We start from the raw sequence: 25,619 nt of genomic DNA on the forward strand, positions 1-25,619 counted from the left end.
ATGCCATCTTTGAAATCAACCGTCTGCAAAGCCATCACCGGCATCGCAGCGCTGGCCTCGGTGTTCTTCACCGTAGACCACGCGTCAGCACAGGGCGACACCTACCCCACACGCGCAGTACGCATCGTCGTGCCCTACGCCACCGGCGGCGGCTCTGACATCCTGGCGCGGCAAATCGGCGCCAGCCTGCAAACCATCTGGGGCCAGGGCGTGGTGGTCGACAACAAGGCCGGTGCGGCCGGCAACATCGGCAGCCTGGAAGTGGCACGCGCGCCGGCCGACGGCTACACCCTGGTGCTGCAGAACAACACCATGATCACCAACCTCGCGGTCAACGGCAAACTGCCTTACGACGCCGAGAAAGACCTCACGCCCATCATGCTGCTGGGCGTGACGCCCTTGGCCTTGGTCGCCCATCCCAGCCTGCAGGTCAACAACATCAAAGAGTTGCTGGCACTGTCCAAGGCCAAGCCCGATACGCTGGCCTACGGCTCGTGCGGCATAGGCTCGCCACACCACTTCGCCATGGAGTTGCTGAAAGAAAAAACCGGCATCACCGCCGCACATGCGGGCTACAAAGGCTGCTCGCCCGCCGTGACCGACGTGTTGGGCGGACAAATCCCGCTGGCGGTGGTGAGCGCCAACCTGGTCGTGCCACATGTCAAAAGTGGCAAGCTCAAGGTGCTGGGCGTGACCACCCCACGCCGCTACAGCCTGCTGCCCGACACCCCGACATTTGAAGAACAAGGCTACAAACCGTTCGACCTGGGCAACTGGTTCGCGCTGATGGGGCCAGGCAACCTGCCACCCGCCGTCGTGAAGAAGATCGCCACCGATGTGGAAAAGGTGCTGGCCGATCCGGCGGTGCAGAACAACCTGACGCTGGCCGGCGTCGAGATCACCAAGGGCTCGGCGCCCGAGCTGGCCAAGCTGATTCAGGCAGATACGGTGAAGTTCAAGCAGGTGGCGAAGAGCGCCAACATCAAGCCTGAGTGAGGGGAGCTTCATTTGCGCTGTCGGCCGGGTCTCGCCCCGGCGGGCGACTGACTTCTTTTGCTTCGCCAAAAGAAGTCAGCAAGAAAAGGCGACCCCACTATCTGCGACCCTTCGCTGCGCTACGGGCGACCTGCGCTGGGGGTTTTAGGCGGGGTTCCGCGCAACTCGCTGCGCTCAGACATGCCCGGAACTGATCCCGCCTAAAACCCCCAGCGCAGGCGCAGCTAGAGGGGAGGGGGACACCAATACCGCCCTGCTCGCTGCGCATCGCGGGCCGAGCGCAGCAAAGGCCCGTTGGGTTTCACCCCGTGTGGCTGGGCCTGGGATGGGTGGCGCCGGTGGGATCAGAGCTGGAGCATGTTTGAGCGCAGCGAGTTGCGCCAGCTCCCCGCCGGCGCCAGCCGGCACAGGTTGCCCGCAGGGCCCCAGACTTCGGGTCGCCTTCTCTTTGGTTACTTTCTCTTGGCGAAGCAAGAGAAAGTGACTCGCCGCCGGGCGACTCCCGGCCAGCAGCGTCAATCAACAAGCCCTCTCAAGCAGGATCGCGCCCCAAACTGCGCACCTTCTCCACCAGCCGATTCGACACCGCAGGCGACACAAACTTGCCCACCTCACCACCCAGCGTCGCAATCTCACGCACAAAGGTGCTGGAGATGAACTGGTATTTGTCGCTGGGTGTCAAAAACACCGTCTCCACATTGGGCATCAACGAGCGGTTCATGCCCGCCAGCTGAAACTCGTAATCGAAGTCGGTCACCGCGCGCAGGCCGCGCACCATGGCTTTGGCGCCGCGCGCCACCACAAAATCGCGCATCAGGCCGGAGAAGCTTTCCACCGTGACGTGTGGATAAGGCGCCACCGCCTCGCGCACCATCTCAAGACGCTCGTGCAGGTTGAACATGGTCTTCTTGTGGTGGCCCGCCGCCACGGCGATGATCACCTGGTCGAACAACTGCGTGGCGCGCCGCACCACGTCTTCATGCCCCAGGGTAATGGGATCGAACGTGCCGGGGTAGACGGCGATGACAGGTTGCTTGTCCATGGCTTGGTTTTCTCTACTGAAGTTCGGAATTGGGCGCGATCATGCCACGCGTTGCAACAGGTGCGCTTGCACCACACCGGCCTTCATGTGGCGGCGTAACACCAGGCCTACGGCAGCCAGGGCCTCTTCCGTCCACGGCACCGAAGCTTCAAGGTAGACAAAACCATCGGCCTTGAGAGCGGCAGCCGCGGCGCGCAAGGCGGTCTCGTACAGCGGCGCGTCAAACGGCGGGTCGAGCAGCACCAGGTCCATGCTGGCCGGCGCCAACTGGCGCAGAGCCGCCACACCATCGCCGCGGCGCACCTGCACCGTCGTGGCTTCTAGCTTGGCTTGCAGGGTTTGCAACTGCGTCACCAGCGCGCCCTCTTGCTCGACCATCAACACCTCGGCGGCACCGCGCGAGGCGGCCTCAAAACCCAAGGCGCCGGTGCCGGCAAAGGCATCCACACAGCGCCAGCCGGTGAGGTCCTGGCCCAGCCAGTTGAACAGGGTTTCGCGCACACGGTCGGGCGTGGGGCGCAGGCCGGGGCGGTTGGCCACGGGCAGCTTGGTGCGTTTCCACTGGCCACCGATGATACGAATCTCGCCCGGCGGCGTGACGCCGGGGCGTTTGGTTGCGAGTTTGTTGGCGGGCTTTTTGGCCGCGGCGCCGGTTTTGCCAGGGGCCGCTGCGGCGCGTGAAGAAGATTTGCTCATGCGCCGAGCTTAACGGAGACTGAACCGCAGTTCAGTCCCCGTGGCATTAGTAGCGGCTGAGGCGCGGCAGATTCGATCCGCCGCCGGGCAGTTGAAAGGTGCCGACCACTTCCGACAGGCGCAATGCCTGTGTCTTCAAGCTGTCGGCTGCCGCCGCTGCCTGCTCCACCAGCGCGGCGTTTTGCTGCGTCATCTGGTCGAGTTGGGTGACGGCCTGGTTGACCTGTGCGATGTCGTCGCTCTGCTCGCCGGCGGCGGCGCTGATGTCGCGGATGATGCCGCTCACACGCTGCACGGCGGTGACGATTTCGCTCATGGTGCTGCCGGCGTCGCGCACCAGGGCCGAGCCCGACTGCACCTTCTCGGCGCTGGCGCCTATGAGCTCCTTGATTTCTTTGGCGGCCTGCGCCGAGCGTTGCGCCAGGCTGCGCACTTCGCTCGCCACCACCGCAAAGCCTCGGCCTTGTTCACCCGCGCGCGCGGCTTCCACCGCCGCGTTCAGGGCCAGGATGTTGGTCTGGAAGGCAATGCCGTCGATGACGCCGGTGATGTCGGCGATCTTGGCCGACGAGGCGGCAATATCGTCCATGGTGGCGACCACACGCGCCACGACCTCGCCGCCGCGCCCGGCCACGCCGGAGGCGGTGGTCGCCAGGGCATCGGCCTCGCGTGCCGAGTCGGCGCTTTGGCGCACGGTGGCGGTCAAGGTTTCCATGCTGGCCGAGGTCTCCTCCAGGCTGGAAGCGGTTTGCTCGGTGCGCAGCGACAGATCCTGGTTGCCCGAGGCGATCTCCGAGCTGGCGGTGCGTATCGATTCGCTGGCCGACTGCACACTCAGCACCACTTCGGCAAGCTTGTCCTGCATGCTGCCCAGATCGGCCACCAGGGTTTGCACTTCGTCGCGGCCGGCGTCGCGTACACGCGGCGTGGTGAGGTCGCCACCGGCCACCCGGCCGGCGAGTTGCGAGGCCTCGCCCAGCGGCGACAGGATGGAGCGTGACAAGGACCAGGCCAGCCAGACACTCAGCAGCAGCCCCAGCACGGAGCCGCCAACCAGCAACGAGATGCCCTCTTTTTCGCTAGCGTCGGCAGCGGCGCGGGCTTCAGCCACACGTTGTTTCTGGTACTCGGCCAGCGCATCCACGGCCTGGGCATAACCATCGGCGGCCGGTCGCAGCACGCTGCGTATGGCGTCATCGGAGATCGGCTGGCCCTGCTCCTTGCGCTTGACCAGGTCGTTGCGCGCGGCGCGGAATTTGTCGCCCGTGGCATCGATCTGTTTAAACAATTCCCGGGTCTTGTCGGTATCGGCCAGGTCTTCCAAGGACTTGCGCACCACTTCGGATCGAGCCGAAGTGGCCTTGCGGTCGTCGTTGATGCGTGTGGCAAAGCCCGGGTTGTCTATGAGCAACAGGGTCTCGGCACGCATGGAACTCAGCACCACGATGGCATGGAGTTCGCGCGCCAGCAGTGCGCGCTGCGCGGAGTTCCCGCCCAGATCGTCGGCAATATCCTGCAGCCGGTGCAGGCGCCAGACACCAATGCCCGCAGCGACCGAGGTCACCAGGATCACCAAGGCAAAGCACAAGGCCAAGCGTGGTGCCAGACGCATGCGCTCAAATAGTTTTTTCATGATGCGAAGCCAATGGGGTGGCGCAATATACAAATAGACACAACCTTAACCGCTTCTGATGACAAGCAGACAGCTAGCTGTCAAAGCGGCGCTAAAACTGTGCGGGCCCTAGCCCCGTCCCTCTTGCACGGCGTGGCAGGCCACCTGGGTTGTGCCAGCGTTGTGCAACACCGGGCGTTCACTGCGGCAGCGCTCATTGGCCAAGGGGCAACGCGGGTTGAAGGCGCAGCCGCTGGGCGGGTTCAGCGGATTGGGCACTTCGCCCTGCACCGGCGTACGCGCGCGGCCCGTGGCATGCATCTTGGGAATGGCGTCCAGCAGCATGCGTGTGTAAGGGTGGCGCGGCGCGGCGAACAGCGTGGCCTTGTCGGCCACTTCGATGAGCCGCCCGAGGTACATCACGCCGACAAAATCGCTGACATGCCGCACCACGGCAAGATTGTGCGAGATGAACAAATAGCTCAGGTCGCGCTTCTTCTGCAGCGCCTTCATGATGTTGAGCACCTGCGCCTGCACCGAGACGTCGAGCGCCGAGGTCGGCTCGTCACACACCAGAAACTCGGGTTCGGTGGCCAGCGCGCGGGCAATGGAGATGCGTTGGCGTTGGCCGCCAGAAAACTGGTGCGGGTACTTGCTGCGGTCGCCCTCGGCCAATCCCACCTGCACCAGCAACTCGGCCACACGCTGGCGCAGCGCGCCGGGGTCGGTGATCAGGCCGTGCTCCGACAGGGGTTCACCAACGATGGCCTCCACCGTCCAGCGCGGGTTCAGGCTGGCGTAGGGGTCCTGGAAAATCATTTGCACCCGGCGGCGCAGCAGATTGCCTGCGGGTGTGTTGAAGGCCGCATGTGCGTCCTGCCCGTCAAAGGTGAAGCTGCCGCGTGTGGGCGTGTACAAACCCAGCAGCAGGCGCGCCACGGTGCTTTTGCCACAGCCCGACTCGCCCACCAGCGACAGGGTTTTGCCCTTGGGGATGTCGAAGCTCACACCGTCCACCGCCTTGAGTAACTGGCGTGGCCTGCGCTCGAGCACGCGGTTGAGCCAGGGCGCGGAGACGTCGAAGGTCATGGCCAGGTCACGCACCTGAACCAACGGGGCAGCGCTTGCAGGCTGGGCCACGGGCTGAGGCATAGGCTGGGGCAGCACACTTTCGGCGACGGCGCTCATACCGTGGCCTCCTGGCTCAGCCAGCAAGCGGCACGTGTAGGGCCGGCGTCCAGCAAATCGGGGCGCTGCACATGGCAGCGGTCAAACACTTGTGGGCAGCGTGGGTGGAAAGCACAGCCGGTGGGAATGGCGTTCAGGCGCGGCATGCTGCCATCGATCTGGTTGAGCATCTCGCGGTCTTCCATAGGGTCGGGAATGGCGGCCATCAGGCCGGCGGTGTAGGGGTGCGCGGGGTGGTTGATGACCTCGTGCACCGGGCCGATTTCGGCCACACGGCCGGCATACATCACGGCCACACGGTCGCAGGTTTCGGCGATCACGCCCATGTCGTGGGTGATCAGCATCACCGCCGCACCGCGCTCGCGGCAGACCTTTTTCAGCAACGTGATGATCTGCGCCTGTATGGACACATCCAGCGCGGTGGTGGGTTCGTCGGCGACGATGAGTTTGGGCTCGGCCGCCAGCGCCAGCGCAATCACCACGCGCTGGCGCATGCCGCCGGAGAACTGGTGCGGGTAGTGGTCTATGCGCTGTTCGGGCGCGGGAATGCCGGTATCTTTGAGCAGATCAATCGCGCGCCGGCGCGCCTCGGCCTTGGTCACCGGCAGGTGCGCGAGTATGGTTTCGGTCAACTGCCGGCCCACGGTGTAGAGCGGGTTGAGCGAGGTCATCGGGTCCTGGAAGATGGCGCCAATGTGCCGGCCACGGATGTGGCGCATGGCCTCGGCGTCGAGCTGGTCTATGCGTTGCCCCTCCAGCAGGATCTGCCCACCGGCGATACGGCCCGGTGGTTCGAGCAGGCCTATGATGGCCGCGCCGGTGAGTGACTTGCCCGCACCGGATTCGCCCACCACACCCAGGATTTCGCCGGGCGCAATGTCGAACGACACCTGGTCGAGCGCACGCAAAGTGCCACGCCGCCCGGGGAATTCAACGATCAGGTTCTGTACTTGCAGCAGCGTCATCGTATGGCGATCTTTATAAAACAGGCCGGTTACGCATAGGGGATATGCGTAAGCAGCTACTTAATGCATAGCAAATACTTCAATCAATTCAAACGCGGATTCAGCGCATCGCGCAGCCAGTCGCCCAGCAGGTTCACGCTCAGCACAATCAGGACCAGCATCAGGCCGGGGAACAGCGTGATCCACCACTCACCCGAAAACATGTAGTCGTTGCCAATGCGGATCAGGCTGCCCAGCGAAGGCGAGGTGACCGGCACACCCACACCCAGGAACGACAAGGTCGCCTCGGTGATGATGGCCGTGGCCACCTGCACCGTGGCCAGCACCGTGACCGGCCCCATGACGTTGGGCAGGATGTGGCGGCGCAGGATGCGCAGCGGCGCCACACCCGTGATGCGTGCGGCCTGCACGTATTCCTTGTTGCGTTCGACCAGCGTGGAGCCGCGCACGGTGCGTGCGTAGTCCACCCATTTGGTCAGCGAGATCGAGAAGATCAACACACCAAAGGCCACGGCGGTGTCGGCATTGGGGAACAAGGCACGCCCTACCCCGGCCATCAACAAGGCGACCAGAATCGGCGGGAACGACAGCATCACATCACACAGCCGCATCAGCGCGGTGTCGACCCAGCCGCCTTTGAAGCCGGCCACCAGGCCGGCCGTGACGCCGACCAGAGCCGACAACACCACCGAGGCACCACCCACCACCAGGGAGATACGCGCGCCATACATCAGCGTGGAGAGGATGTCGCGGCCCTGGTCGTCGGTGCCCAGCAGGTATTTGCTGCTGCCACCCTCTTGCCAGACCGGCGGCAGGCGGGCGTCATTGAGTTCCAGCAAACTCAGATCAAAGGGGTTGTGCGGCGCCACCCAGTTGGCAAACACCGCCGCAAAAATACAGATAAAAGCCACCAGGGCCGAGCCTATGGCCACCGGCGAATGCCGAAAGCTATAGCCCACGTCACCGTCGAGCCAGTTTGCAAGAAGCTTTTTCATCGTAGGGGTCCGGCGCGCAGCCCCACTGCGCCGCCGGACAGTTCAGGAGACAGGTTGATGAAACGGCTTATTTGTTGATGCTCATCCACTTGAACGGCATGTAGTTGTCGGCCAGTTGCACCAGCGTGATCTTCTTGCTCACACCCCAGGCCAGCGCCTGCTGGTGCAGCGGCAGGTGGCCCACGTCGGCGGTGTGGATGTCAAACGCCTCTTTGATCATGGCGCTGCGCTTGGTCTTGTCGGTTTCCGACTGGATCTTCTTGGTCAACTCGTCCAGCTTGGGGTTGCAGTAGGCGCCCAGGTTGAACTGGCCAGCGCCCTTGTCGTCCGGGCAGACCATCAGCGCATTCAGTGCGTTGTGCGCGTCGTAGGTGGTCGGGGTCCAGCCCAGCAGATAGAAGCTGGTGTCGCGGCGCAGTATCTTGGGGAAATAAGTGCCCTTGGTTTCGGCTTGCAGGTTGACCTTGACGTTGATACGCGCCAGGTTGGCGGCCACGGCCTGGCAGATGCGTGCGTCGTTCACATAACGGTCATTCGGGCAGTTCATGGTGACTTCAAAGCCCGCGGGATAACCCGCGTCCGCCAACAGTTTCTTGGCGGCTTCCGCGTCATACGGCAGGCGTTTGTTCTGCTCGGGCAGGAAACCGTTGATGCCCGGGCCAACCATCAACGCGGTGTTGTTGGAGGCGCCGCGCATCACCGTCTTCTGGATGCCATCGATGTCTATGGCCTGGTAGAAGGCCTGGCGTACACGCTTGTCCTTGAACGGGTTCTTGCCCTTCACGCTGGAGTAGAGCAGTTCATCGCGTTTTTGGTCCATGCCCAGAAAGATGGTGCGCAGTTCGGGGCCGGTCACGGCCTTGGTATTGGGGCTGGAGTTGACGCGCGCAATGTCTTGCACCGGTACGGGCTCCATCACATCCACCTCGCCCGAGAGCAGCGCGGCCACACGCGTGGCGTCGTTGCCTATGGGGGTGAAGACCACATCCTGCACATTGCCTTCGATCTTGCCCCAGTAGGTGGCATTGCGTGAGAAGGTGGTGCGCACATTCGGCTGGCGTTCACGCACGCGGAACGGGCCGGTGCCGTTGGCCTTGAACGAGGCGGTGTTTTCAATGCCCTTGCGGCGGTCTACCGGCTTGGTGGCGTTATTGGTTTCGCACCACTTCTTGCTCAGCATGTAGACGGTGGTGAGCACATCGGGCAGGATGGGGAAGGGTTCGCGGGTTTCGATGTCGATGGCGAAATCGTTGACCTTGCGCACTTCCTTGATGTCGTTGGTGTTGCTCTTCAAGTCAGAGCCCTCGCCGCTGACGCGTGCCATGGAGAACACCACGTCGTCGGCGGTGAAAGGCGTGCCGTCATGGAAGGTCACACCCTTGCGCAATTCAAAGCGCCACACCGTGGGCGAAGTTTGTTTCCAACTGGTGGCCAGAGCCGGGGCCAGGCTCAGGTCCTTGTTGCGGCCCACCAGGGGTTCGTAGACGTTGCCCGTGACGCTGAGTTGCAGACTCTCGTTCAGCGAGTGTGGATCCAGCGACAAGGCGTCGCCCTGGTTGGCCACACGGATGGTTTGTGCGTTCACACCGGCCGCCGCCAGTGCGCCCACCAGAGCCAATACGGTTGCAGCGGATTTTGTTCTCATCGTCATCACAAGTCCTCTCGTCGTTGGTAAACAGGGGTCAAGAATCAGGGTTGAGTTCGCTGGCCAAGGGCATGTAGCGCTCGGCCAGGCTGGCATGCATGGCCGCACCCAGGGGCAAGATGTCGTCGTTGAAGTCGTAGCGGCTGTTGTGCAGGTAGCAGGCGCCGACACCGTTTTCGGCGCCCTGGCCGATGCGGAAATACGCGCCCGGCTTGACCTGCAGCATGAACGAGAAGTCTTCAGCGCCCATGCTGGGCTCCATATTGCGCACCACGTTCTCCGGCCCCACCAGGGCCTCGGCGGCATCGCCCGCAAACAGCGCTTCGGCGGAGGTATTGATGGTGGCCGGGTAAATGGTTTCGTAGTGCACCGCGGCCGTGCAGCCAAAGCCCAGGGCCACAGCGCTGCACACCTCGTTCAAGCGCCGTATCACCATCTCTTGCACCGATGGGTTGAAGGTGCGCACCGTACCGACCATGTTGGCCTTGCCGGGAATCACACTCATCGCGCCCAGGTCGCCCGCCTGCACGGCGCAGATGCTGATGACCGCGCTGTCGATAGGCCGCACGTTGCGCGACACAATGCTTTGCACCGCAGTGATGATGTGCGCCGAGGCCAACACCGGGTCTATGGTCTGGTAGGCGTGTGCGCCGTGGCCGCCGCGCCCCGTCACTTCAATGGTGATGCGGTCGGCCGCCGCCATCATGGCGCCGGGGTTGATGCCCACGGTGCCCGGACGCATGCCGGGCCAGTTGTGCATGGCGTAGACCGACTGCACCGGGAAGCGGTCGAACAAACCGTCCTTAATCATCTCCTTGGCGCCGGCGTAGCCTTCTTCGCCGGGCTGGAAGATCAGCACCGCCGTGCCATCGAAATTGCGTGTCTCGGCCAGGTAGCGCGCGGCCCCCACCAGCATGGCGGTGTGGCCATCATGGCCGCAGCCGTGCATCAGACCGTTCTTGGATGACTTCCAGGCGAAGTCATTGGTCTCTGTCATGGGCAGGGCATCCATGTCGGCACGCAGGCCTATCATCTTGCCGCTGGTGTCGCTGCGGCCCTTGATCACCGCCACCACACCGGTCTTGCCAATGCCGGTGTGGATCTCATCCACACCACAGGCCTTCAGCGCCTGCACCACACGGCCAGAGGTATAGACCTCTTCAAAACCCAGCTCGGGGTGGGCATGCAAGTCGCGCCTAAAGGCCGACAACTCAGGATAAAACTGGGCGATGTGCGCAAACACGCGTCCATTCGCCTTCAGGGTGCTTCCCTGCATTTCAATGACCTCCAGAGCGGCCCAGGCGCAAGCGTGGGTCCACTGCAAAATACAAAAGATCAACCACCAGGTTGATCACCACAAACACCAAGGCGATGAGACACAGATACGCGGCCATCACCGGGATATCGGCATAGGTCACCGCCTGAATGAATAACAGGCCCATGCCGGGCCATTGGAAAACGGTTTCGGTGATGATGGCAAACGCGATCAAGCCGCCCAATTGCAAACCCGTGATGGTCAGCACCGGCACCAGCGTGTTCTTCAACGCGTGGCCGAAGTGGATGGTGCGGCTGGGCAAGCCGCGCGCACGTGCGAACTTGATGAAGTCGGTGCGTAGCACTTCCAGCATTTCAGAGCGCACCAAACGCATGATCAAGGTCAGTTGGAACACCGCCAAGGTGACCGCCGGCAGCACGATGTGCACCCAGCCATCGCGCGTCAACAAGCCCGAAGTCCACCAACCGAGCTGCACCGTTTCGCCCCGCCCGAAACTGGGAAACCAGCCCAGCCAAACGGAGAACACCAGGATCAACAAAATGCCGATCAGGAAAGTCGGTAGCGACACACCGAGCAGCGAGAACATCATGAACAGATGGCTCAACATGCGCCCGCGGCGCAGCGCGGCATAAACACCCATAGGCACACCCACCAGCAGTGCCAGCATCGCGGCCACCAGGGCCAGCTCCAGCGTTGCGGGAAAACGTTCACCAATCAGGCGTGAGACCTTGGCGCCCAAACGCAAGCTAAGGCCAAATTCACCCTGCGCGGCATTCGCCAAGAAGAACCAAAACTGCACGAAAAACGGACGATCCAGTCCCAAGGACGAACGCAGTTCACGGATCTGCTCGGGCCGCGCATCCTGACCCAGCAAGAAAACCACCGGATCTCCGACGTATTGAAACAGCAGAAAGGCAATAAACGCCACAGCCACCATTACCAACACGGCCTGCATCAAGCGCCGCAGAATAAACGTCAGCATCGAGGGATCAATCCTTCCAAGGAAACACGCGAAGCCCCGATCGGTGGGGAACACAAACTAATTTAGCTCTCAAGCAATTTTCGATCCAGCTTGGACCAGCCCATTGCATGGCGCTCTTTGAATGTGTTTTGCAACAATCGATCATCGTACGCGCCCCAGGCGCGTTTTCGGTGCATTCGCTCTACGTGAATTCCCCAGCCAGGATCAATCGTTTTTCGACGTCAGCTCTACCGCACCGTACCAGGAACGGCTGCGCGTGCGGGTGTTGTCGGTGTCGGTCATGATGCCAACGCCTATCAGCGCGCCCGGTGGCTCGCCGAACGCGGCTGCGTAGTCGGCACGGATGTCGCGCTTGTAATCCAGCCATTGGTTCAAATGCGCCGGCCCGTGCTCGACCACCATGGAACGAATCCGCCCGGTGCGCGGGCTGTGGATGATGTGTCCGACCTGGTTGCGGTTGCACCAAACGTACATCAGCGTGGCATAGGGCATTTCTTCGCCCGTCAGCGTCAGGGCCAGCTCGGACAACATCTGGTCTTTGAGCGACAAGCGGCTGCGGTCACCCTCAAATGCCAACACCACGCGCACCACCGCATCGTCCTTGTCACGCAGGCTCATATCGGCCACCGTATTCAGCTGCGGCACCATCCACGAAAAGGTGATCTGATCTAGATCGCCTGGCGCCACACGCAATTTGCGCCGCAGCATGCTGGCCGACGAAGCCGCATAAGCCGCGACAACGTCTGAGCGCCCTGCATGTTGCACCATCTGGAATTGGGTCGCCGTTTTTCCGGGGAACGGCACATGCTGCCAACCCGGCAGCGCCGCGACAGTGGCCGCCTCTTGCGCATCCGCATCTGGCGAATCCTCCAGCGCAGCCGCGTTTCCGGGTGCAGCCGATGGCTGGCCAGAGCCCGCTTGCGGCGCATCGGTCCCCTGCATCGAAGCACAACCCATTAACAACGCTGGCAACAAAACCGCCAGTCTTAAACAATTAGTCATCCGCCGTCCTTGGGGCAAAAAAAAACCACCAGTCCGAAAACTGGTGGTTTTTGCATTCAACTTGCAGTTGGTACAGGACCAACTAACAAATTAGAAAGCGTGACGGATACCAACGGCGAACTTGCTGTTGCTGTCGTCGTTCAGCAATTCCTTCTTCGTTTGAGCGTAAGAAGTGTAAGCGCGGGTGCGCTTGCTCAGGTCGTACCAGGCTTCCACGCCGAAACCTTGGTTCTTGCCCAGGTCGTCGCTCTTCGAGTAAGCGTATTGGCCAACCAGCGTCAGAGCGCCGAATGGAACGGATGCGCCCAGCGAGTATTCGTCAGCTGCGTCCAGGCCAGAGAACTTGGCTTGGTTGTAGTTGGCGAAGAACTTGGCGAAGCCAGCGTCAAACGAGCCACCCAACAAGGTGTTTTGCAGCTTCAGCTTGTTGGCACCAGCCGTTGCGTTGGCGAATTCGGTTTCTTGGTAAGCCAAAGCAACAACCACAGGACCGTTGGCGTACTTCAGGCCAGCGGAAACGTCGTACGTAGCGTCGCCAGAGTTGGCGGTCGTGTTCTTGTTTTCGCCGAAGCCGTAGGTAGCGGAAGCGGAGAAACCACCGAAGCTAGCGGATTGCAGCTTGATGCTGTTGTCAACGCGGGAGTTGGCATAACCAACCCATGCGCCCACGCCGGACAGCGTAGCGTTAGCCAAGGTAACGCGAGCTGCGATACCTGCTGGGGTGTCCAGACGAGCGGTTTGCAACAGACCTTGGTTCGTGGCGTTGTTGGAGGCGTTGTAGATGCCACCCAAAGACACGTCGTAGTCGTTGTTACCTTGAACGGAGGTCAGACCGTGCAGGTCGTCGTACACGGAGTACTGACGGCCCAAGGACACGGTACCCAGGCTGTTGCTCAGGCCAACAAACACTTGACGGCCATAAGCCAAACCACCTTGAGCGGACGTGCCGGTGTCAGCGTTCAGACCAGCTTCGATCGTGGCAACAGCAGCCAAGCCACCGCCCAGATCTTCCTTAACACGGATGCCCCAACGGCTGCCGTTTTGGCCACCGGTGCCAACACCAGTTTGCGTAGGACGGCCAGCGGTAACCAAAGCCGTGTTGGTAGCGTTAGCGGCAACAACGGTGTTTTTGGTGGCGTTCACGTTCGCATCAACCACACCGTACAGGGTGACGGTCGACTGCGCCATGGCTGCACCGGAGGCTGCCAGCACGGCCAGAGCGATGAGGGACTTTTTCATTCAATATTCTCCAAAGATTGATACATGCCGGGTGAACAGTCCTGCCGTTACCTCGACGCCGCCTCTTTGTTTCAGAAGCTTTCTGGATTACACCAGAGCCCAAGCGGCAATCCCAGAACCGAGGGCGAAAAAAGGCTTTTCTGTTGACGATAAACAACAGTTGAAGCGCTAGCGCAAGTCTTGTGCGCTCGCAACGCAGAGGCTCAACTTTTGTTCATCAAAATACACAAAACGTCACAACAGATTGCCCCATTGGTCAAGCACGTAAGTGATTCAACAAAATCCCATGTAGTGAAAAGCGCAACATGCGGGTGATTCCCATATTTGGGTGAATTCACGGCGTCCTAGTATTTGCGTCACTGACCGGCGGATACCTTTAAAGGCAAGGCGGGCAGCACTGAAATGAAATCGAAGCGAGCGCTGATGGCCTCCACAACCTTGTTCAACCCCTGTGTTTGTACAGAACCAAGAACGCTATGAAAAAATTAAATTTGCTCACCCTGGCAATGTTGGCAGGCACTTCCTCGTTTGCCATGGCCCAGGGCACGCCGATCAACAACGTGACGCTTTACGGCATCTTGGACGCCGGTATCACCCACGTCACCGGACTGCCTGGTGGTTCACAAACCATGCTCTCCAGCGGGATCATGGAAGGCTCGCGCTGGGGCTTGCGCGGCTCGGAAGATCTGGGTGGCGGGTACCGCTCGATCTTCACCATGGAAGCACGCGTGGAGGCCGACACCGGCAACAACTCTAACCGCCCACCTTCGGGCAGCAAGTTGCCCGACCGCCTGAGTTCGGCCACATCGCTCGGACTGCCCGCCACGCTGCAACCCGCCGTCAACGCCGTGTCGGCGCTGATCGGCAGCAGTGTGGGCGTGAATTTGAACAACGCTGCTTTTGACCGGCAAATTTTTGTCGGCCTGGTGACGCCTGTCGGCGCCATCACTGCAGGTCGCCAATACACACCCGGCTACCTCGCTTCCGCCGCATTTGATGTGATGAAGACCGAGTCCAGCCTAGCGCTCGGCCAACTGGTGGCGATTCCAGCATCGTTTGACATCCGGGTCAGCAATGCATTGCAGTACGGCATCAAGAAAGATGGCTTCAGCGCCACGGCCATGTACGGCCTGGGCGAGGTCGCCGGCAACACCTCGGCCAGCCGCCTGCTGGGCGTGATGGCCATGTATGAAACCCCGGCGTTCTCGTTTGGCGGTGGCTACAACACCCGCAACAACGAATTGGGCGACAAATCGCTGACCAATGCGATTGCTGGTGCAAATGTGAAGCTCGGTGAGTTCGGCACCTTGTCGGCGGTCTATGCCACCATCAAAGATAACAACCCAACCGGCCTGTCGACGATAGGCGCAACGCTGAGCGGCACGATAGGCGCCACAGCCGCAGCCGCCGTGCAGAACGCCTACATCAACGGCTTCAAGCAAGACGCAGCGCTCTACCAAATTGGCTACCGCTTCATGACGGGTCCACACACCATGACCGTGGCCTATAACAACATGAACGACAAGCGCCCTTTTAATGCCGATCGTTTTTCCTACGGCGCGGCTTACGGTTACGCGTTCTCCAAGCGTACCGACATGAATGTCATCGTGACCCGCTTCAACAACAAAAACACGTCACAAGATGCCCCTGGCGGCAACGGCTATGTCGGTGGCGTCACGGCCTCTGCTGGAACCGATGCCACCAGCTTTGCCTTTGGCATTCGCCACCGCTTCTAAGCGGCTCACTCACCTCTCTCCTGACTCCCCCGCAAGGGGGATTTTTTATGGGCGCTTTAAGAACCGTGTGCAAGGCCGCATGGCGGGGCCGGACTGTCCACCGCGAAAAGACTTGAACAGGTTCTAAGCGCGCAGCAATGCCGTTACAGTTCATCGATCTGAAATGGAGGCCATTGGCATGCAAAAACCTTCCCTTCCAACACTCGATCAATTGCTCAGCACGGCCGACAGTGCTCTGCGCACCGTTTTTTCACTGCCGCACGCCAGCCGAGAAAATCCGGCGCAACAAAGCGAAACCACATCACTTTCGGCCACGGAAAAAAAACACGCTGCGGCATTGATGCGCGTCAACCATACCGGCGAGGTCTGCGCGCAGGCCCTTTACACGGCGCAGTCGCTTGCCACGCAGGACCCCGCCCTGCGCCGCCATTTCGACCACGCCGCAGCCGAAGAAACCGACCACCTCGCCTGGACGCGCCAACGTCTGAACGAACTCGGCGCACGCACCAGCCTGTTGAATCCGCTGTTTTACGCCGGCGCCTTCGGCTTGGGACTGCTGGCGGGGAAACTCGGTGGCGACAAGGTCAGCCTAGGCTTCGTGGCAGAAACCGAACGCCAGGTCGAAGCCCACTTGCACAGCCATCTGCGGCGCCTGCCGCCCGCGGACCACGCCTCACGCGCCATCGTCGCGCAGATGAAAGATGACGAGGCGCGCCATGCGGATGAAGCCTTAGAGGCCGGCGGTGTGCTGCTACCCAAACCGGTGCGCTCATTGATGCATGCGGCCGGGCGCGTGATGACACGCACGGCGCATTACATCTAAGCCGACAAGGGAGATCAGGCCTCCAGCACCTCAAAGCTGGTCGTGATCTCGGCGGTTTTCGCCAGCATGATGCTGGCCGAACAATATTTTTCGTGGCTCAACGCCACCGCACGTTCCACCGCCTGGGCCGGAATGCCCTTGCCCGTAACCGTGAAGTGCATGTTGATCTTGGTGAACACCTTTGGATCCACGTCCGCACGCTCCGACGTGAGCTTGACCGAGCAGCCGCGCACATCATGGCGGCCACGCTTCAAGATCAGCACCACGTCATAGGCCGTACAGCCGCCGGTGCCGGCCAGCACGGTTTCCATGGGGCGCGGCGCCAGGTTTTGGCCACCGTTTTCAGGTTTGGCGGCATCCGGTGCGCCATCCATCATCAGGACATGGCCACTGCCGGTTTCGGCCACAAAACCCATGCCAGAGCGCGTTCCCGAGGCGCCCGTCCAACTCACTGTGCATTCCATTGCTTTTCTTTCGGTTAATTAATCCGGCTTACCGCCATCCACAATTACTAATAATGCGAACTAAATCACAGTCGTATTTGCGCAACATGTTGCAACGCAGCAAACAATAGCTATACTCTATCCCATCGCACAGACACTTTGGTTTGTGCACCGTTTGTCTCCTCCACCCTCCGAAAAGGTGGATTTAGCCCCGAGTTGCAAGACTCGGGGCTTTTTTCTTTGTGCCGCGTTTTCATGCATTCGGGTCGGGTTTCGGCGGCGTTCTATGATCGAAGGCTCGTTCAGCCCTCAGATTGTCTCGTTTCGCCCAAGACCATGAAGCCCGCATCCTCTTCCGCCCCCCGCGCCAAAGCCGCACCCCGCACCACTGCACGTGCGAAACCACTGACCCCCGCCGACTATCTGAAGAAGATTCTGACCGCGCGCGTGTACGACGTGGCCATTGAATCGGCGCTGGAGCCCGCGAAAAACCTGAGCAAGCGTATCCACAACACGGTGCTGCTCAAGCGCGAAGACCAGCAACCCGTGTTCAGCTTCAAGCTGCGTGGTGCCTACAACAAGATGGCCCACCTCACGCCCGAGCAATTGAAGCGCGGCGTGATCTGCGCCTCGGCCGGCAACCACGCCCAGGGCGTGGCCATGAGTGCACACAAGCTGGGCTGCCGCGCGGTGATCGTGATGCCCACCACCACCCCCAGCGTAAAAGTGGACGCGGTACGCGGACTCGGCGGCGAAGTGGCCTTGTTCGGCGACAGTTACTCCGATGCGTATCAACACGCCCTGGTGCTGCAAAAGAAGCAAGGCCTGACCTTTGTGCACCCGTTTGACGACCCCGACGTCATCGCCGGCCAAGGCACCATTGCCATGGAAATCCTGCGCCAGTTGCAAAGCCTGGGCTCACAAAAGCTAGACGCGGTGTTTGTTGCCATCGGCGGCGGCGGACTGATCTCCGGCGTGGCCAACTACATCAAGGCCGTGCGTCCCGAAATCAAAGTGATTGGTGTGCAGACCATTGATTCGGACGCCATGCTGCAGTCCGTCAACGCCAAAAAGCGCGTGACCTTGCCCGACGTGGGCCTGTTTGCCGACGGCACGGCCGTGAAACTGGTGGGCGAAGAAACCTTCCGCGTGGCACGCCACCTGGTGGACGACTATGTGACGGTGGACACGGACGCCGTCTGCGCCGCCATCAAGGACATTTTTGTCGACACACGCAGCATCGTCGAGCCCTCGGGCGCGCTGGCCGTGGCCGCCATCAAACAATACGCTGCCACACACAAGACCAAGGGCGAAACCTATGCCGCGATCCTGTGCGGCGCCAACATGAACTTCGACCGCCTGCGCTTCGTCGCCGAGCGCGCCGAGGTGGGTGAAGAGCGTGAAGCCCTGTTTGCCGTGACCATTCCCGAAGAACGCGGCAGCTTCCGCCGTTTCTGCGAGGCTGTGGGTTCGTTGCCCGGCGGCCCGCGTAACGTGACCGAGTTCAACTACCGCATCAGCGATGCACAACGCGCGCACCTGTTCGTCGGCTTGACGACACACGGTGCGGGTGAATCGACCAAAATCGCGCGCAACTTCAGCAAGCAGGGCTTCAAGACCCTGGACCTGACTCACGACGAACTGGCCAAAGAACACGTGCGCCACATGGTCGGCGGCCTGAGCGGCCTGGCGCACGACGAACGCCTGCTGCGCTTCGTTTTCCCCGAGCGGCCGGGCGCGCTGCTGAAGTTCCTGTCGATGATGCGGCCCAACTGGAACATCAGCCTGTTCCACTACCGCAACCAGGGCTCGGACTACGGCCGCACCTTGGTTGGTGTGCAAGTGCCCACGGCGGACCACAAGGCGTTCCAGAAATTCCTCGACTCGCTGGGCTACCCCTACGTCGAAGAAACCAACAACCCGGCTTATCAACTGTTTTTGCGGAGCTGAGCCGCGCGTGTGTGAACCCAGCGGCAACTTCGTGCGCCACTACCTGCTGGCGGTGCAGTTCTTCACGCGTATTCCGGTCACGGGGCGCTTGGCCGCGTGGGTGGGTTTCAGCCCGGCGATGTTGCGCGCCAGCGCGGCGCATTTCCCGGGTGTGGGCTGGCTGGCTGCGATTTGGGCCTGTGGTGTGGCAGCGGTTTGTAGCACCCTATGGGGCCACTTGCCCTACGGTCCCTTGCTCGCTGCGGTGCTGAGCACTGTGGCCACCGTTTGGCTTACCGGCGCCTTCCACGAAGACGGCCTGGCCGATGTGGCCGATGGCCTGGGCGGCAGCGCCGACAGAACACGCGCGCTCGACATCATGAAGGACTCGCGCATCGGCGCCTATGGCGCCATCGCCCTGGTACTGGCCTTGCTCACCAAGGTGGCGCTGCTCGCGCTGTTGGGTGCACACAGCCTCAGCGCGTTGTTGGCAGCCTTGGGCGCGGGCCACGTCTGGTCGCGCTGGTGCCCGCTGGTGCTGGTGCACACCCTGCCGCACGTGGGCGACACCGCCACCTCCAAGAGCAAACCCCTGGCCGACCAAATGAGCAAGGCCGCGCTGGCGGTGGCGCTTTTATGGTGTTTTGTGCCGCTGGCGCTTGCAGTGGTTGCGCAAGGCGCTCTCTTTACAGGAGCAGGCGTGGTCTGCGCCCTGCTCGCCCTGGTATGGATGCGCCGCCTGTTGCAGCGCCGCATCCGGGGCTTTACCGGCGACGGCCTGGGCGCCACGCAGCAGTTGTGCGAAATCGCCTTCTACCTCGGCGCGGCCCTCACCGTTTCTTCGTTGGCAGCTTGACATGCCCCGCTTATGGATCGCCCGCCATGCCGTACCGCTGATCGCCGCCGGCACCTGCTACGGCCAGCTTGACGTGGCCGCCGATAAGGACGCCACCCAACAAGCTGCGCGCCACTTGGCCGAGGACCTGCCGCAGGCTTTGGTCGTGACCCACTCACCGCTACAAAGATGTGAGCAGCTTGCGCTTGCGCTGAAAGCCCAAAGGCTTGATTTGCCATCCATGCCGGATACACGGCTGATGGAAATGCACTTTGGCGCTTGGGAGGGCATAGCCTGGGATGTCATAGACCCCCAGGCCCTGGCCGCCTGGACAGCGCAGTTCGCCAGCCATGCGCCGGGCGGCGGCGAAAGTCTGCAGATCTTCATGGCGCGTGTGGCCTCGGCATTGGATGACGTGCGCCGCAGCGGTCGCGACAGTCTGTGGATCAGCCACGCCGGCGTGGCACGTGCGGCATCGTTGGTGGCCACAGGCCAACCAGTCACCCAAGCCCACGAGTGGCCGAAAGAAGGACCAGGATTCGGCGAATATGTTGTGCTGAATCTCGCATAACACTGGCCGCTGCAGCGCAGCGCAACTTGCGCCCCACCGGCGACAGGCTTATGGTGGGCCTCCAACGCTCAGGAGCTAACTGGCCGTGACACTCTTCCGGCCCCTTTTCCGTACTTAACTGCCGGTGGTCACTTCCGCTGGAATAGGAATGGCCTGAGGCCCAGGCATGGCCGCAGGCACGGGCACCGCTACCGGCATCCCGCTTGGCCCGGTGTTCTTGGGCAAAGGCACCTCCAGCGTGGCCACCGCCGGGCCATCCATGCTGCGCGCCAGCACCGCACGGCGTGGCGACACCGATTGCAGCAGCAGGTCTTGCTCCAGCGCAGCACCGACCCGGAAGGGCTTGGCCGCTTGGCCGTCGATGGCGATCAACGCGGCGCCGTGAGGCGCGCCGGTGATCACGCCAACCAGCGCAAAACGATTCGGCGCGGCCACGGCAGCCGTTGACACCGCGCGCGCGCCAAGCAGCCGGGCGACCTGGTTCGAGTCCACGGGTGTCACGGCAGCGGGCATCACGGCCGCCTGCGGGCCACCCGGCGACGAGGTCGCTTTCAGCCCCCAGAACACCACGCTGGCCAATGCCGCAGCCCAAACCACGAAGGTCACGCCGCGCACCCGCCAGCGTGCGCCAGCGCCATCCTGCATATTCAGTAACATGCGCCGATTATGATGGAAGGCAATGACCATTTTGTTGCGCCCCACCATCGCCCATTCCCACATGCCAAACTCCGTTTCCTCCAGCCTGCGCCAACGCCTCCAACGCGGCTTTACCTTGATCGAATTGATGGTGGTGCTGGTCATCATTGGTGTCCTGGCCGCGCTCATCGTGCCCAATGTGCTGGACCGCGCCGACGACGCACGCACCACCGCCGCACGCACCGACGTCAACAACCTGATGCAAGCGCTCAAGCTCTACCGTCTCGACAACCAACGTTATCCCACGGGTGAACAAGGCCTGCAGGCGCTGGTCGCCAAGCCCAGCACCAACCCCGTGCCGGCCAACTGGAAGCCCTACATCGACAAGCTGCCCAACGACCCCTGGGGCCGCGCCTACCAATACCTCAACCCGGGCATCAAGGGCGAGATTGATGTGATGTCGTTCGGTGCCGATGGCCAGTCTGGCGGTGAAGGCAAAAACGCCGACATCGGCAGCTGGCAATAAGCCAGCGCCCGCCAAGTTCCTCCACAGCTTTGCCCGCCTCAGGGCAGAACGCAGCTTGCGCCACCTACACCGCACCATCGCCAGGACCCGCGGCTTCACTTTGCTGGAGCTGATGGTGGTGGTCGCCATCGTGGCGCTGGCCAGTGCCGGTGTCGGTTTGGCGATCCGCGACAACAGCCAGACGCTGCTCACGCGGGATGCCGACCGTCTCGCCGCCTTGCTGGATGCGGCGCGTGCCCAGTCACGGGCCAGCGGTGTGCCGGTGCGCTGGCGCGTGTTGCCCGAAGGTTTTCGTTTCGAAGGGCTGGCGGGCGGCAACCCGCCCAGCCAATGGCTCGCCGCCGACACCGTGGCCACACCCGGCGCGGTGCTGGTGCTAGGGCCCGAGCCCATCATCGCGCCACAAGAAGTGCGTTTGGCGTCAGCGCAACAGCCCGGGCAGATTCTGCGCGTGGCCACCGACGGTGTACGGCCGTTCAAAGTGCTGCCGCCATGAAAAGCCCAAAGCGCATGCTGCGCGCAGGTGGCCGCTACGCTGGCTTCACGCTGGTCGAAGTGCTGGTGGCGTTGGGCATCGTTGCCGTGGCGCTGCTCGCCGGCCTGCGCGCCAGCAGCGCCCTCACCACCAATGCGCAACGCCAGTCGGATGTGCTGCTGGCCCAGCTGTGCGCCGAGAACGAATTGGTCAAGGTACGCCTGTCGACACAAATGCCCAACGTCGGCGACAGCACCCAGGCCTGCGAACAGGCGGGTCTGGCGCTGCAGGTGAACATCGCGGTGCGCCCCACGCCCAACCCGAGTTTTCGCCGGGTCGACGCCGTGGTGCTGAACGGCGATTCGCCGGTGCTGCGCCTGACCACCATCGTGGGGCGCTTCTGATGCGTCAGCTTTCCATGCCTAGGCCCTCAAATTCGCGCGGCTTCACCTTGGTCGAGTTGCTGGTGGCGCTGTCCGTCATGGCGATACTGGCGGTGCTGAGCTGGCAGGGCCTGGACACCATGCTGCGCACCCAGCAGCAAACCCAACAACGTGCCGACGACGTGTTGTCGTTGCAGGCGGGCCTGTCCCAATGGAAGGCCGACCTAGACGCCGTGGTCGACCTGGCCGGCACCAGCCCCATGGAGTGGGACGGCCGCAGCCTGCGTTTGCTGCGCCTGAGCAGCAACCCGGCCGACAACGGCGCGCTGGTGGTGGCCTGGGCGCGGCGCAACATCGACGGCCAAGACCAATGGCTGCGCTGGCAAAGCCCGCCGGTGCTGACCCGCGCCGAACGCGCCCAAGCCTGGGAACAAGCCACGCTGTGGGCGCAAAACCCCGGCGCAGAACAAAAGCGCCGCGAGGTGGTGGTCACACCCATGGCCGACTGGCGCATCTTCTTCTTCCGCGACAACACCTGGAGCAACCCGCTCTCCAGCACCGGCAACACCAACACCGGCGGCAATAGCGGGCTCGCCGCTCAGCTGGACGCGGCCATTCCACGCGGTGTGCGGCTGGAGCTGTCGCTGCCTGCCGGCCTGCCGATCTCGGGCAACCTCACCGTCGACTGGGTCCGCCCCACGGTCGGCGGCGGCAAGTCATGAACGCTGGTCGTTATCACCAGCGCGGTGCGGCCCTGCTCATGGCCATGCTCACCGTGGCCCTGGTCGCCACACTGGCCGCCGCGTCGCTGTGGCAGCAGTGGCGCAGCGTAGAGGTGGAAAGCGCCGAGCGCTCGCGTGTGCAGACTTCCTGGGTGCTCACCGGCGCACTCGACTGGGGTCGGCTGATCCTGCGAGAAGACGCGCGCGCGCGTGGCAACAATGCCATTGACCACCTGGGTGAGCCCTGGGCCGTGCCGCTGCAGGAGTCCCGCCTGTCGACCTTTCTGGCCGCCGACCGCGAACACGTGGTCAGCGACGACGGTGGCGACGATGCTGCCAACGCGGCTTTCTTGTCGGGTCAGATCATCGATGCCCAGTCGCGCATGAACGTGATGAATCTGATCGATGGTGCCAAACTCTCAGAAACCCAGCTGGCGCATTTCGAGCGCCTGTTCAGCAGCCTGAACCTGCCGGTAGGTGAGCTCACCATGATGGCTGAAAACCTGCGCCTGGCGAAAGTGTCTAGCCAAACCAGCAGCAGCACCGGTGCCCCTGCCAGCGCCGCCAGTGCGGCATCCGCCGGTAGCGCAGGCAGCGACGCCACAAGCGCCAGCACCGCCCCCCTGCTGCCCCAGCGCATTGCGCAGCTCACCTGGCTGGGACTGTCCAGCCGCACGCTGCAGGCCTTGCAGGCCTATGTCACCGTGCTGCCCAACGCCACACCGGTGAACCTCAACACCGCCCCCGCGGAAGTACTCGCGGCGGTGCTGCCGACGCTGGGCCGTGACGGCGCGCAACAAGCCGTGGCGGCACGCGCGCGCAACCCCTTCAGCAGCCCATCGGACGCCGCCACCCGGCTGGGTATCGAGAACATAGACGCCAACAACCTGGGCGTGGCCTCGAGCTATTTTGAAATCTACGGCCGGCTGCGTCTGGGCGACCTCACCGTGGTGGAACACTCCCTGGTGAACCGCAGCGGCTCCACGGTGACCACGCTCTGGCGCGAGCGCACTGCGGCAAACCCTAGCAGTGCCGCCGGCCCGTAAGCAACCGTCATATCCCCTCTCTACAATGGCCGACCAATTCCGTTCATGAGCACCCTTATCGTCCTGCTTCCGCCGCTTGCCGCGGAAGCCTTCAGCCCCGCCACTGCGTTCGACTATGTCTGGACGGAGGACGACCGCGCACCTGCCCAACACGACCGCGCACCCGCCTCGGTGCTGCCCTCGCGTGGCAAAAATGCGGCGGCGGCCACTGCCGTGGTGGCGGTGGTGCCGGTGCAAGCCTTGTCGTGGCACCGGCTGGAGTTGCCGCGTGGCAGCCTGCCGCGCAGCGCCTTGTCCGGCAGCAGCGGCACGCCGCGCCTGCGCGCGGTGCTCGAAGGCCTGCTCGAAGACCGCCTGCTCGAAGAACCCGAAACCCTGCACTTCGCCGTGCAACCGGGGGCGGTGGATGGTGCGCCGGTGTGGGTGGCGGTATGCCAACGCGCCTGGTTGCGTGCCGCACTCGCCACCCTGGAGTCCGCCAAGTGCCAGGTGCTGCGCATCGTGCCCGAGTTCGCGCCCGCTGCCGACGACACACCCCAGCCGCTGCAAGCCCTGGGCACACCCGAACACGCGCAGTTGGTTCACACCAGTGCGCACGGCGTGCGCCTGCTGCCGCTGAGCGCCACCACCCTGGCGCTGACCGCTGCAGAAGCCGCACCACCGCCGCTGGTGGCCGAGCCGCTGGTGGCCGCCCTCACCGAACAACTCAGCGGCCACCCCGCCGTGTTGCGCACCAATGCGCAACGCTGGGTCGATGCCGCACATTCGCCATGGGATCTGGCGCAGTTCGAATTCAACGCCTCGGGCAGCAATCGCCTGATGAAGCGCGGCACGCAGTGGCTGCAGCAAGGCTTGCGTGCACCGCAGTGGCGCGCCGCACGCTGGGGCATAGGCCTGTTGGTCGCCGCCCAGGTGATAGGGCTCAACGCCTGGGCCTGGAAAGAATCCGCCAGCCTGGAAGCACAACGCAACGCCGTGCGCAGCACGCTGGTGCAAACCTTTCCGCATGTGAAGGTGGTGGTCGACGCACCGGTACAAATGGAGCGTGAACTGGTGCTGTTGCGCCAGGCCACCGGCGCCTCCACCGGCCACGACCTGGAAGGCATGTTGTCGGCCTTGGGTACGGCCAGTGTATCGGTGGAAAGTTTTGCGCTCACCGGCGTGGAGTTCAACGGCAGCACCGGCGTGTTCCGTGGCACCGGCCTGGAGCCGGCACGCGAGCAGTTGGCCGGCCTGCTGGCCACCATGGGCTTCCAGGCCAAAACCGAAGGCGACCAGCTCACCCTGCAACCTGCCGTACCCAAACGCGCCCAGCCATGAGCGCCCACAACCATTCGGCCATGCCCTCAGCCCTTTCTCAAACACTTCAGCCACTGCAAACCCAATGGACACGCTTGGCGCCACGCGAGCGCCGCAGCGTGGCCCTGGCCGGCGCCTTGTTGCTGCTGGCCCTGGTGTGGTGGCTGGCTTTGGCCCCGGCCCTGGCCACGCTGCGCAACGCCGAAGCCCAGCACCACACGCTTGATGCGCAGTTGCAAACCATGCAGCGCCTGCAAGCCGAGGCGCAAACCCTGCAAAGCCAACCCAAGATGGGTTTTGAAGAAGCGCTGCGTGCCCTGGAAGCCTCGGTACGCCAGCGCCTGGGCAGCACGGGCCAGTTGCAGGTGGTCGGTGATCGCGCCACCGTCACCCTGAAAGGTGCATCGGCCGACGCCCTGGCGCGTTGGCTGGCGCAAGCCCGCATCAACGCGCGGGCCTTGCCCTCCGAGGTGCGCCTGGTGCGCAGCCCAGGTGCCGTGCCCGCCGGCGGCCCCACCTGGGATGGCAGCTTGGTGATGAGCCTGCCCTCACGTTGA

Annotated in this window: 26 protein-coding genes; 13 read left to right on the forward strand and 13 right to left on the reverse strand. The window is 62.9% G+C overall.

Translation table 11 applies throughout. The features are described 5' to 3' along the window. A complete protein-coding gene (locus ACFQ95_RS06135) occupies positions 1 to 996 on the forward strand; it encodes a Bug family tripartite tricarboxylate transporter substrate binding protein (RefSeq protein ID WP_422829953.1) in 996 nt (331 codons plus the stop codon). A gap of 532 nt (positions 997 to 1,528) precedes the next feature. Here ACFQ95_RS06135 and coaD read toward each other — a convergent pair. The 11 genes from coaD to ACFQ95_RS06190 form a co-directional block, all read right to left on the reverse strand. After that, positions 1,529 to 2,038, reverse strand: a complete 510-nt coding sequence (coaD, locus tag ACFQ95_RS06140; RefSeq protein ID WP_422829954.1) for a pantetheine-phosphate adenylyltransferase — start codon at positions 2,036 to 2,038, stop codon at positions 1,529 to 1,531. Positions 2,039 to 2,077: 39 nt separating this feature from the next. Next, the gene (rsmD, locus tag ACFQ95_RS06145; RefSeq protein WP_422829955.1) at positions 2,078 to 2,734 is read right to left on the reverse strand and encodes a 16S rRNA (guanine(966)-N(2))-methyltransferase RsmD; all 657 of its coding nucleotides are present in this window, start codon (positions 2,732 to 2,734) and stop codon (positions 2,078 to 2,080) included. Between the two features lie 46 nt (positions 2,735 to 2,780). Further along, entirely contained in the window at positions 2,781 to 4,367 is a 1,587-nt protein-coding gene (locus ACFQ95_RS06150; RefSeq protein WP_422829956.1) for a methyl-accepting chemotaxis protein, read from the reverse strand. A gap of 108 nt (positions 4,368 to 4,475) precedes the next feature. Next, a complete protein-coding gene (locus ACFQ95_RS06155; protein WP_422830093.1) occupies positions 4,476 to 5,498 on the reverse strand; it encodes an ABC transporter ATP-binding protein in 1,023 nt (340 codons plus the stop codon). A gap of 32 nt (positions 5,499 to 5,530) precedes the next feature. Continuing rightward, positions 5,531 to 6,499: an ABC transporter ATP-binding protein gene (locus ACFQ95_RS06160; RefSeq protein WP_422829957.1), complete on the reverse strand. Its 969-nt coding sequence runs from the start codon at positions 6,497 to 6,499 to the stop codon at positions 5,531 to 5,533. 83 nt (positions 6,500 to 6,582) lie between these two features. After that, positions 6,583 to 7,494 (reverse strand): ABC transporter permease, encoded by a 912-nt coding sequence (locus tag ACFQ95_RS06165; RefSeq protein WP_422829958.1) that lies wholly within the window; start codon positions 7,492 to 7,494, stop codon positions 6,583 to 6,585. A 67-nt stretch (positions 7,495 to 7,561) separates the two neighbouring features. Beyond that, positions 7,562 to 9,139 (reverse strand): ABC transporter substrate-binding protein, encoded by a 1,578-nt coding sequence (locus ACFQ95_RS06170; RefSeq protein ID WP_422830094.1) that lies wholly within the window; start codon positions 9,137 to 9,139, stop codon positions 7,562 to 7,564. Positions 9,140 to 9,176: 37 nt separating this feature from the next. Continuing rightward, on the reverse strand, positions 9,177 to 10,415 hold the full coding sequence (locus ACFQ95_RS06175; RefSeq protein ID WP_422829959.1) for a M20 aminoacylase family protein: 1,239 nt from the start codon (positions 10,413 to 10,415) through the stop codon (positions 9,177 to 9,179). A gap of 1 nt (position 10,416) precedes the next feature. Further along, positions 10,417 to 11,397 (reverse strand): ABC transporter permease, encoded by a 981-nt coding sequence (locus tag ACFQ95_RS06180; protein WP_422829960.1) that lies wholly within the window; start codon positions 11,395 to 11,397, stop codon positions 10,417 to 10,419. 204 nt (positions 11,398 to 11,601) lie between these two features. Continuing rightward, positions 11,602 to 12,339 (reverse strand): DUF3047 domain-containing protein, encoded by a 738-nt coding sequence (locus ACFQ95_RS06185; protein ID WP_422829961.1) that lies wholly within the window; start codon positions 12,337 to 12,339, stop codon positions 11,602 to 11,604. A 150-nt stretch (positions 12,340 to 12,489) separates the two neighbouring features. Beyond that, positions 12,490 to 13,638 carry a porin gene (locus ACFQ95_RS06190; RefSeq protein ID WP_422829962.1) on the reverse strand — a complete coding sequence of 383 codons (1,149 nt, stop codon included), beginning with the start codon at positions 13,636 to 13,638 and terminating at the stop codon, positions 12,490 to 12,492. Between the two features lie 476 nt (positions 13,639 to 14,114). Here ACFQ95_RS06190 and ACFQ95_RS06195 point away from each other — a divergent pair, with 476 nt between their 5' ends. Then, positions 14,115 to 15,374: a porin gene (locus tag ACFQ95_RS06195; protein WP_422829963.1), complete on the forward strand. Its 1,260-nt coding sequence runs from the start codon at positions 14,115 to 14,117 to the stop codon at positions 15,372 to 15,374. 178 nt (positions 15,375 to 15,552) lie between these two features. Next, positions 15,553 to 16,197: a 2-polyprenyl-3-methyl-6-methoxy-1,4-benzoquinone monooxygenase gene (gene coq7, locus ACFQ95_RS06200; protein ID WP_422829964.1), complete on the forward strand. Its 645-nt coding sequence runs from the start codon at positions 15,553 to 15,555 to the stop codon at positions 16,195 to 16,197. A 14-nt stretch (positions 16,198 to 16,211) separates the two neighbouring features. Here coq7 and ACFQ95_RS06205 read toward each other — a convergent pair whose 3' ends face one another. Beyond that, positions 16,212 to 16,661, reverse strand: coding sequence for an OsmC family protein (locus ACFQ95_RS06205; RefSeq protein ID WP_422829965.1), 450 nt, complete (start codon positions 16,659 to 16,661; stop codon positions 16,212 to 16,214). Positions 16,662 to 16,976: 315 nt separating this feature from the next. Here ACFQ95_RS06205 and ilvA point away from each other — a divergent pair, with 315 nt between their 5' ends. From ilvA to ACFQ95_RS06220, 3 genes are read left to right on the forward strand one after another with little or no spacing between them, the layout of a single operon-like run. Then, a complete protein-coding gene (gene ilvA, locus ACFQ95_RS06210; protein WP_422829966.1) occupies positions 16,977 to 18,590 on the forward strand; it encodes a threonine ammonia-lyase, biosynthetic in 1,614 nt (537 codons plus the stop codon). Between the two features lie 7 nt (positions 18,591 to 18,597). After that, positions 18,598 to 19,425, forward strand: coding sequence for an adenosylcobinamide-GDP ribazoletransferase (locus tag ACFQ95_RS06215; protein ID WP_422829967.1), 828 nt, complete (start codon positions 18,598 to 18,600; stop codon positions 19,423 to 19,425). A 1-nt stretch (position 19,426) separates the two neighbouring features. After that, positions 19,427 to 19,975, forward strand: a complete 549-nt coding sequence (locus ACFQ95_RS06220) for a histidine phosphatase family protein (protein ID WP_422829968.1) — start codon at positions 19,427 to 19,429, stop codon at positions 19,973 to 19,975. 114 nt (positions 19,976 to 20,089) lie between these two features. On the opposite strand, the gene ACFQ95_RS06225 is transcribed toward ACFQ95_RS06220, so the two are convergent. Then, on the reverse strand, positions 20,090 to 20,632 hold the full coding sequence (locus ACFQ95_RS06225) for a type II secretion system protein N (RefSeq protein WP_422829969.1): 543 nt from the start codon (positions 20,630 to 20,632) through the stop codon (positions 20,090 to 20,092). Positions 20,633 to 20,693: 61 nt separating this feature from the next. Between ACFQ95_RS06225 and gspG the strand changes: the two genes are divergently transcribed. Genes gspG through gspM form a run of 7 tightly spaced genes read left to right on the forward strand, consistent with a single transcriptional unit; the run spans position 20,694 to position 25,619 of the window. Further along, positions 20,694 to 21,137: a type II secretion system major pseudopilin GspG gene (gspG, locus tag ACFQ95_RS06230; protein WP_422829970.1), complete on the forward strand. Its 444-nt coding sequence runs from the start codon at positions 20,694 to 20,696 to the stop codon at positions 21,135 to 21,137. Positions 21,138 to 21,192: 55 nt separating this feature from the next. Then, positions 21,193 to 21,633, forward strand: a complete 441-nt coding sequence (locus ACFQ95_RS06235; RefSeq protein ID WP_422829971.1) for a prepilin-type N-terminal cleavage/methylation domain-containing protein — start codon at positions 21,193 to 21,195, stop codon at positions 21,631 to 21,633. Then, entirely contained in the window at positions 21,630 to 22,016 is a 387-nt protein-coding gene (gspI, locus tag ACFQ95_RS06240; protein WP_422829972.1) for a type II secretion system minor pseudopilin GspI, read from the forward strand. Before ACFQ95_RS06235 ends, gspI begins: the two co-directional genes overlap by 4 nt. Before the next feature lie 14 nt (positions 22,017 to 22,030). Further along, entirely contained in the window at positions 22,031 to 22,717 is a 687-nt protein-coding gene (locus ACFQ95_RS06245; protein WP_422829973.1) for a PulJ/GspJ family protein, read from the forward strand. Next, the gene (gene gspK / locus ACFQ95_RS06250) at positions 22,714 to 23,763 is read left to right on the forward strand and encodes a type II secretion system minor pseudopilin GspK (protein ID WP_422829974.1); all 1,050 of its coding nucleotides are present in this window, start codon (positions 22,714 to 22,716) and stop codon (positions 23,761 to 23,763) included. Before ACFQ95_RS06245 ends, gspK begins: the two co-directional genes overlap by 4 nt. 45 nt (positions 23,764 to 23,808) lie before the next feature. Next, on the forward strand, positions 23,809 to 25,083 hold the full coding sequence (gene gspL / locus ACFQ95_RS06255) for a type II secretion system protein GspL (RefSeq protein WP_422829975.1): 1,275 nt from the start codon (positions 23,809 to 23,811) through the stop codon (positions 25,081 to 25,083). After that, positions 25,080 to 25,619 (forward strand): type II secretion system protein GspM, encoded by a 540-nt coding sequence (gspM, locus tag ACFQ95_RS06260; protein ID WP_422829976.1) that lies wholly within the window; start codon positions 25,080 to 25,082, stop codon positions 25,617 to 25,619. The genes gspL and gspM overlap by 4 nt, the downstream gene beginning before the upstream one ends.

This window comes from Variovorax sp. HJSM1_2 (assembly GCF_049316285.1).
Classification (GTDB): domain Bacteria; phylum Pseudomonadota; class Gammaproteobacteria; order Burkholderiales; family Burkholderiaceae_C; genus Rhodoferax_B.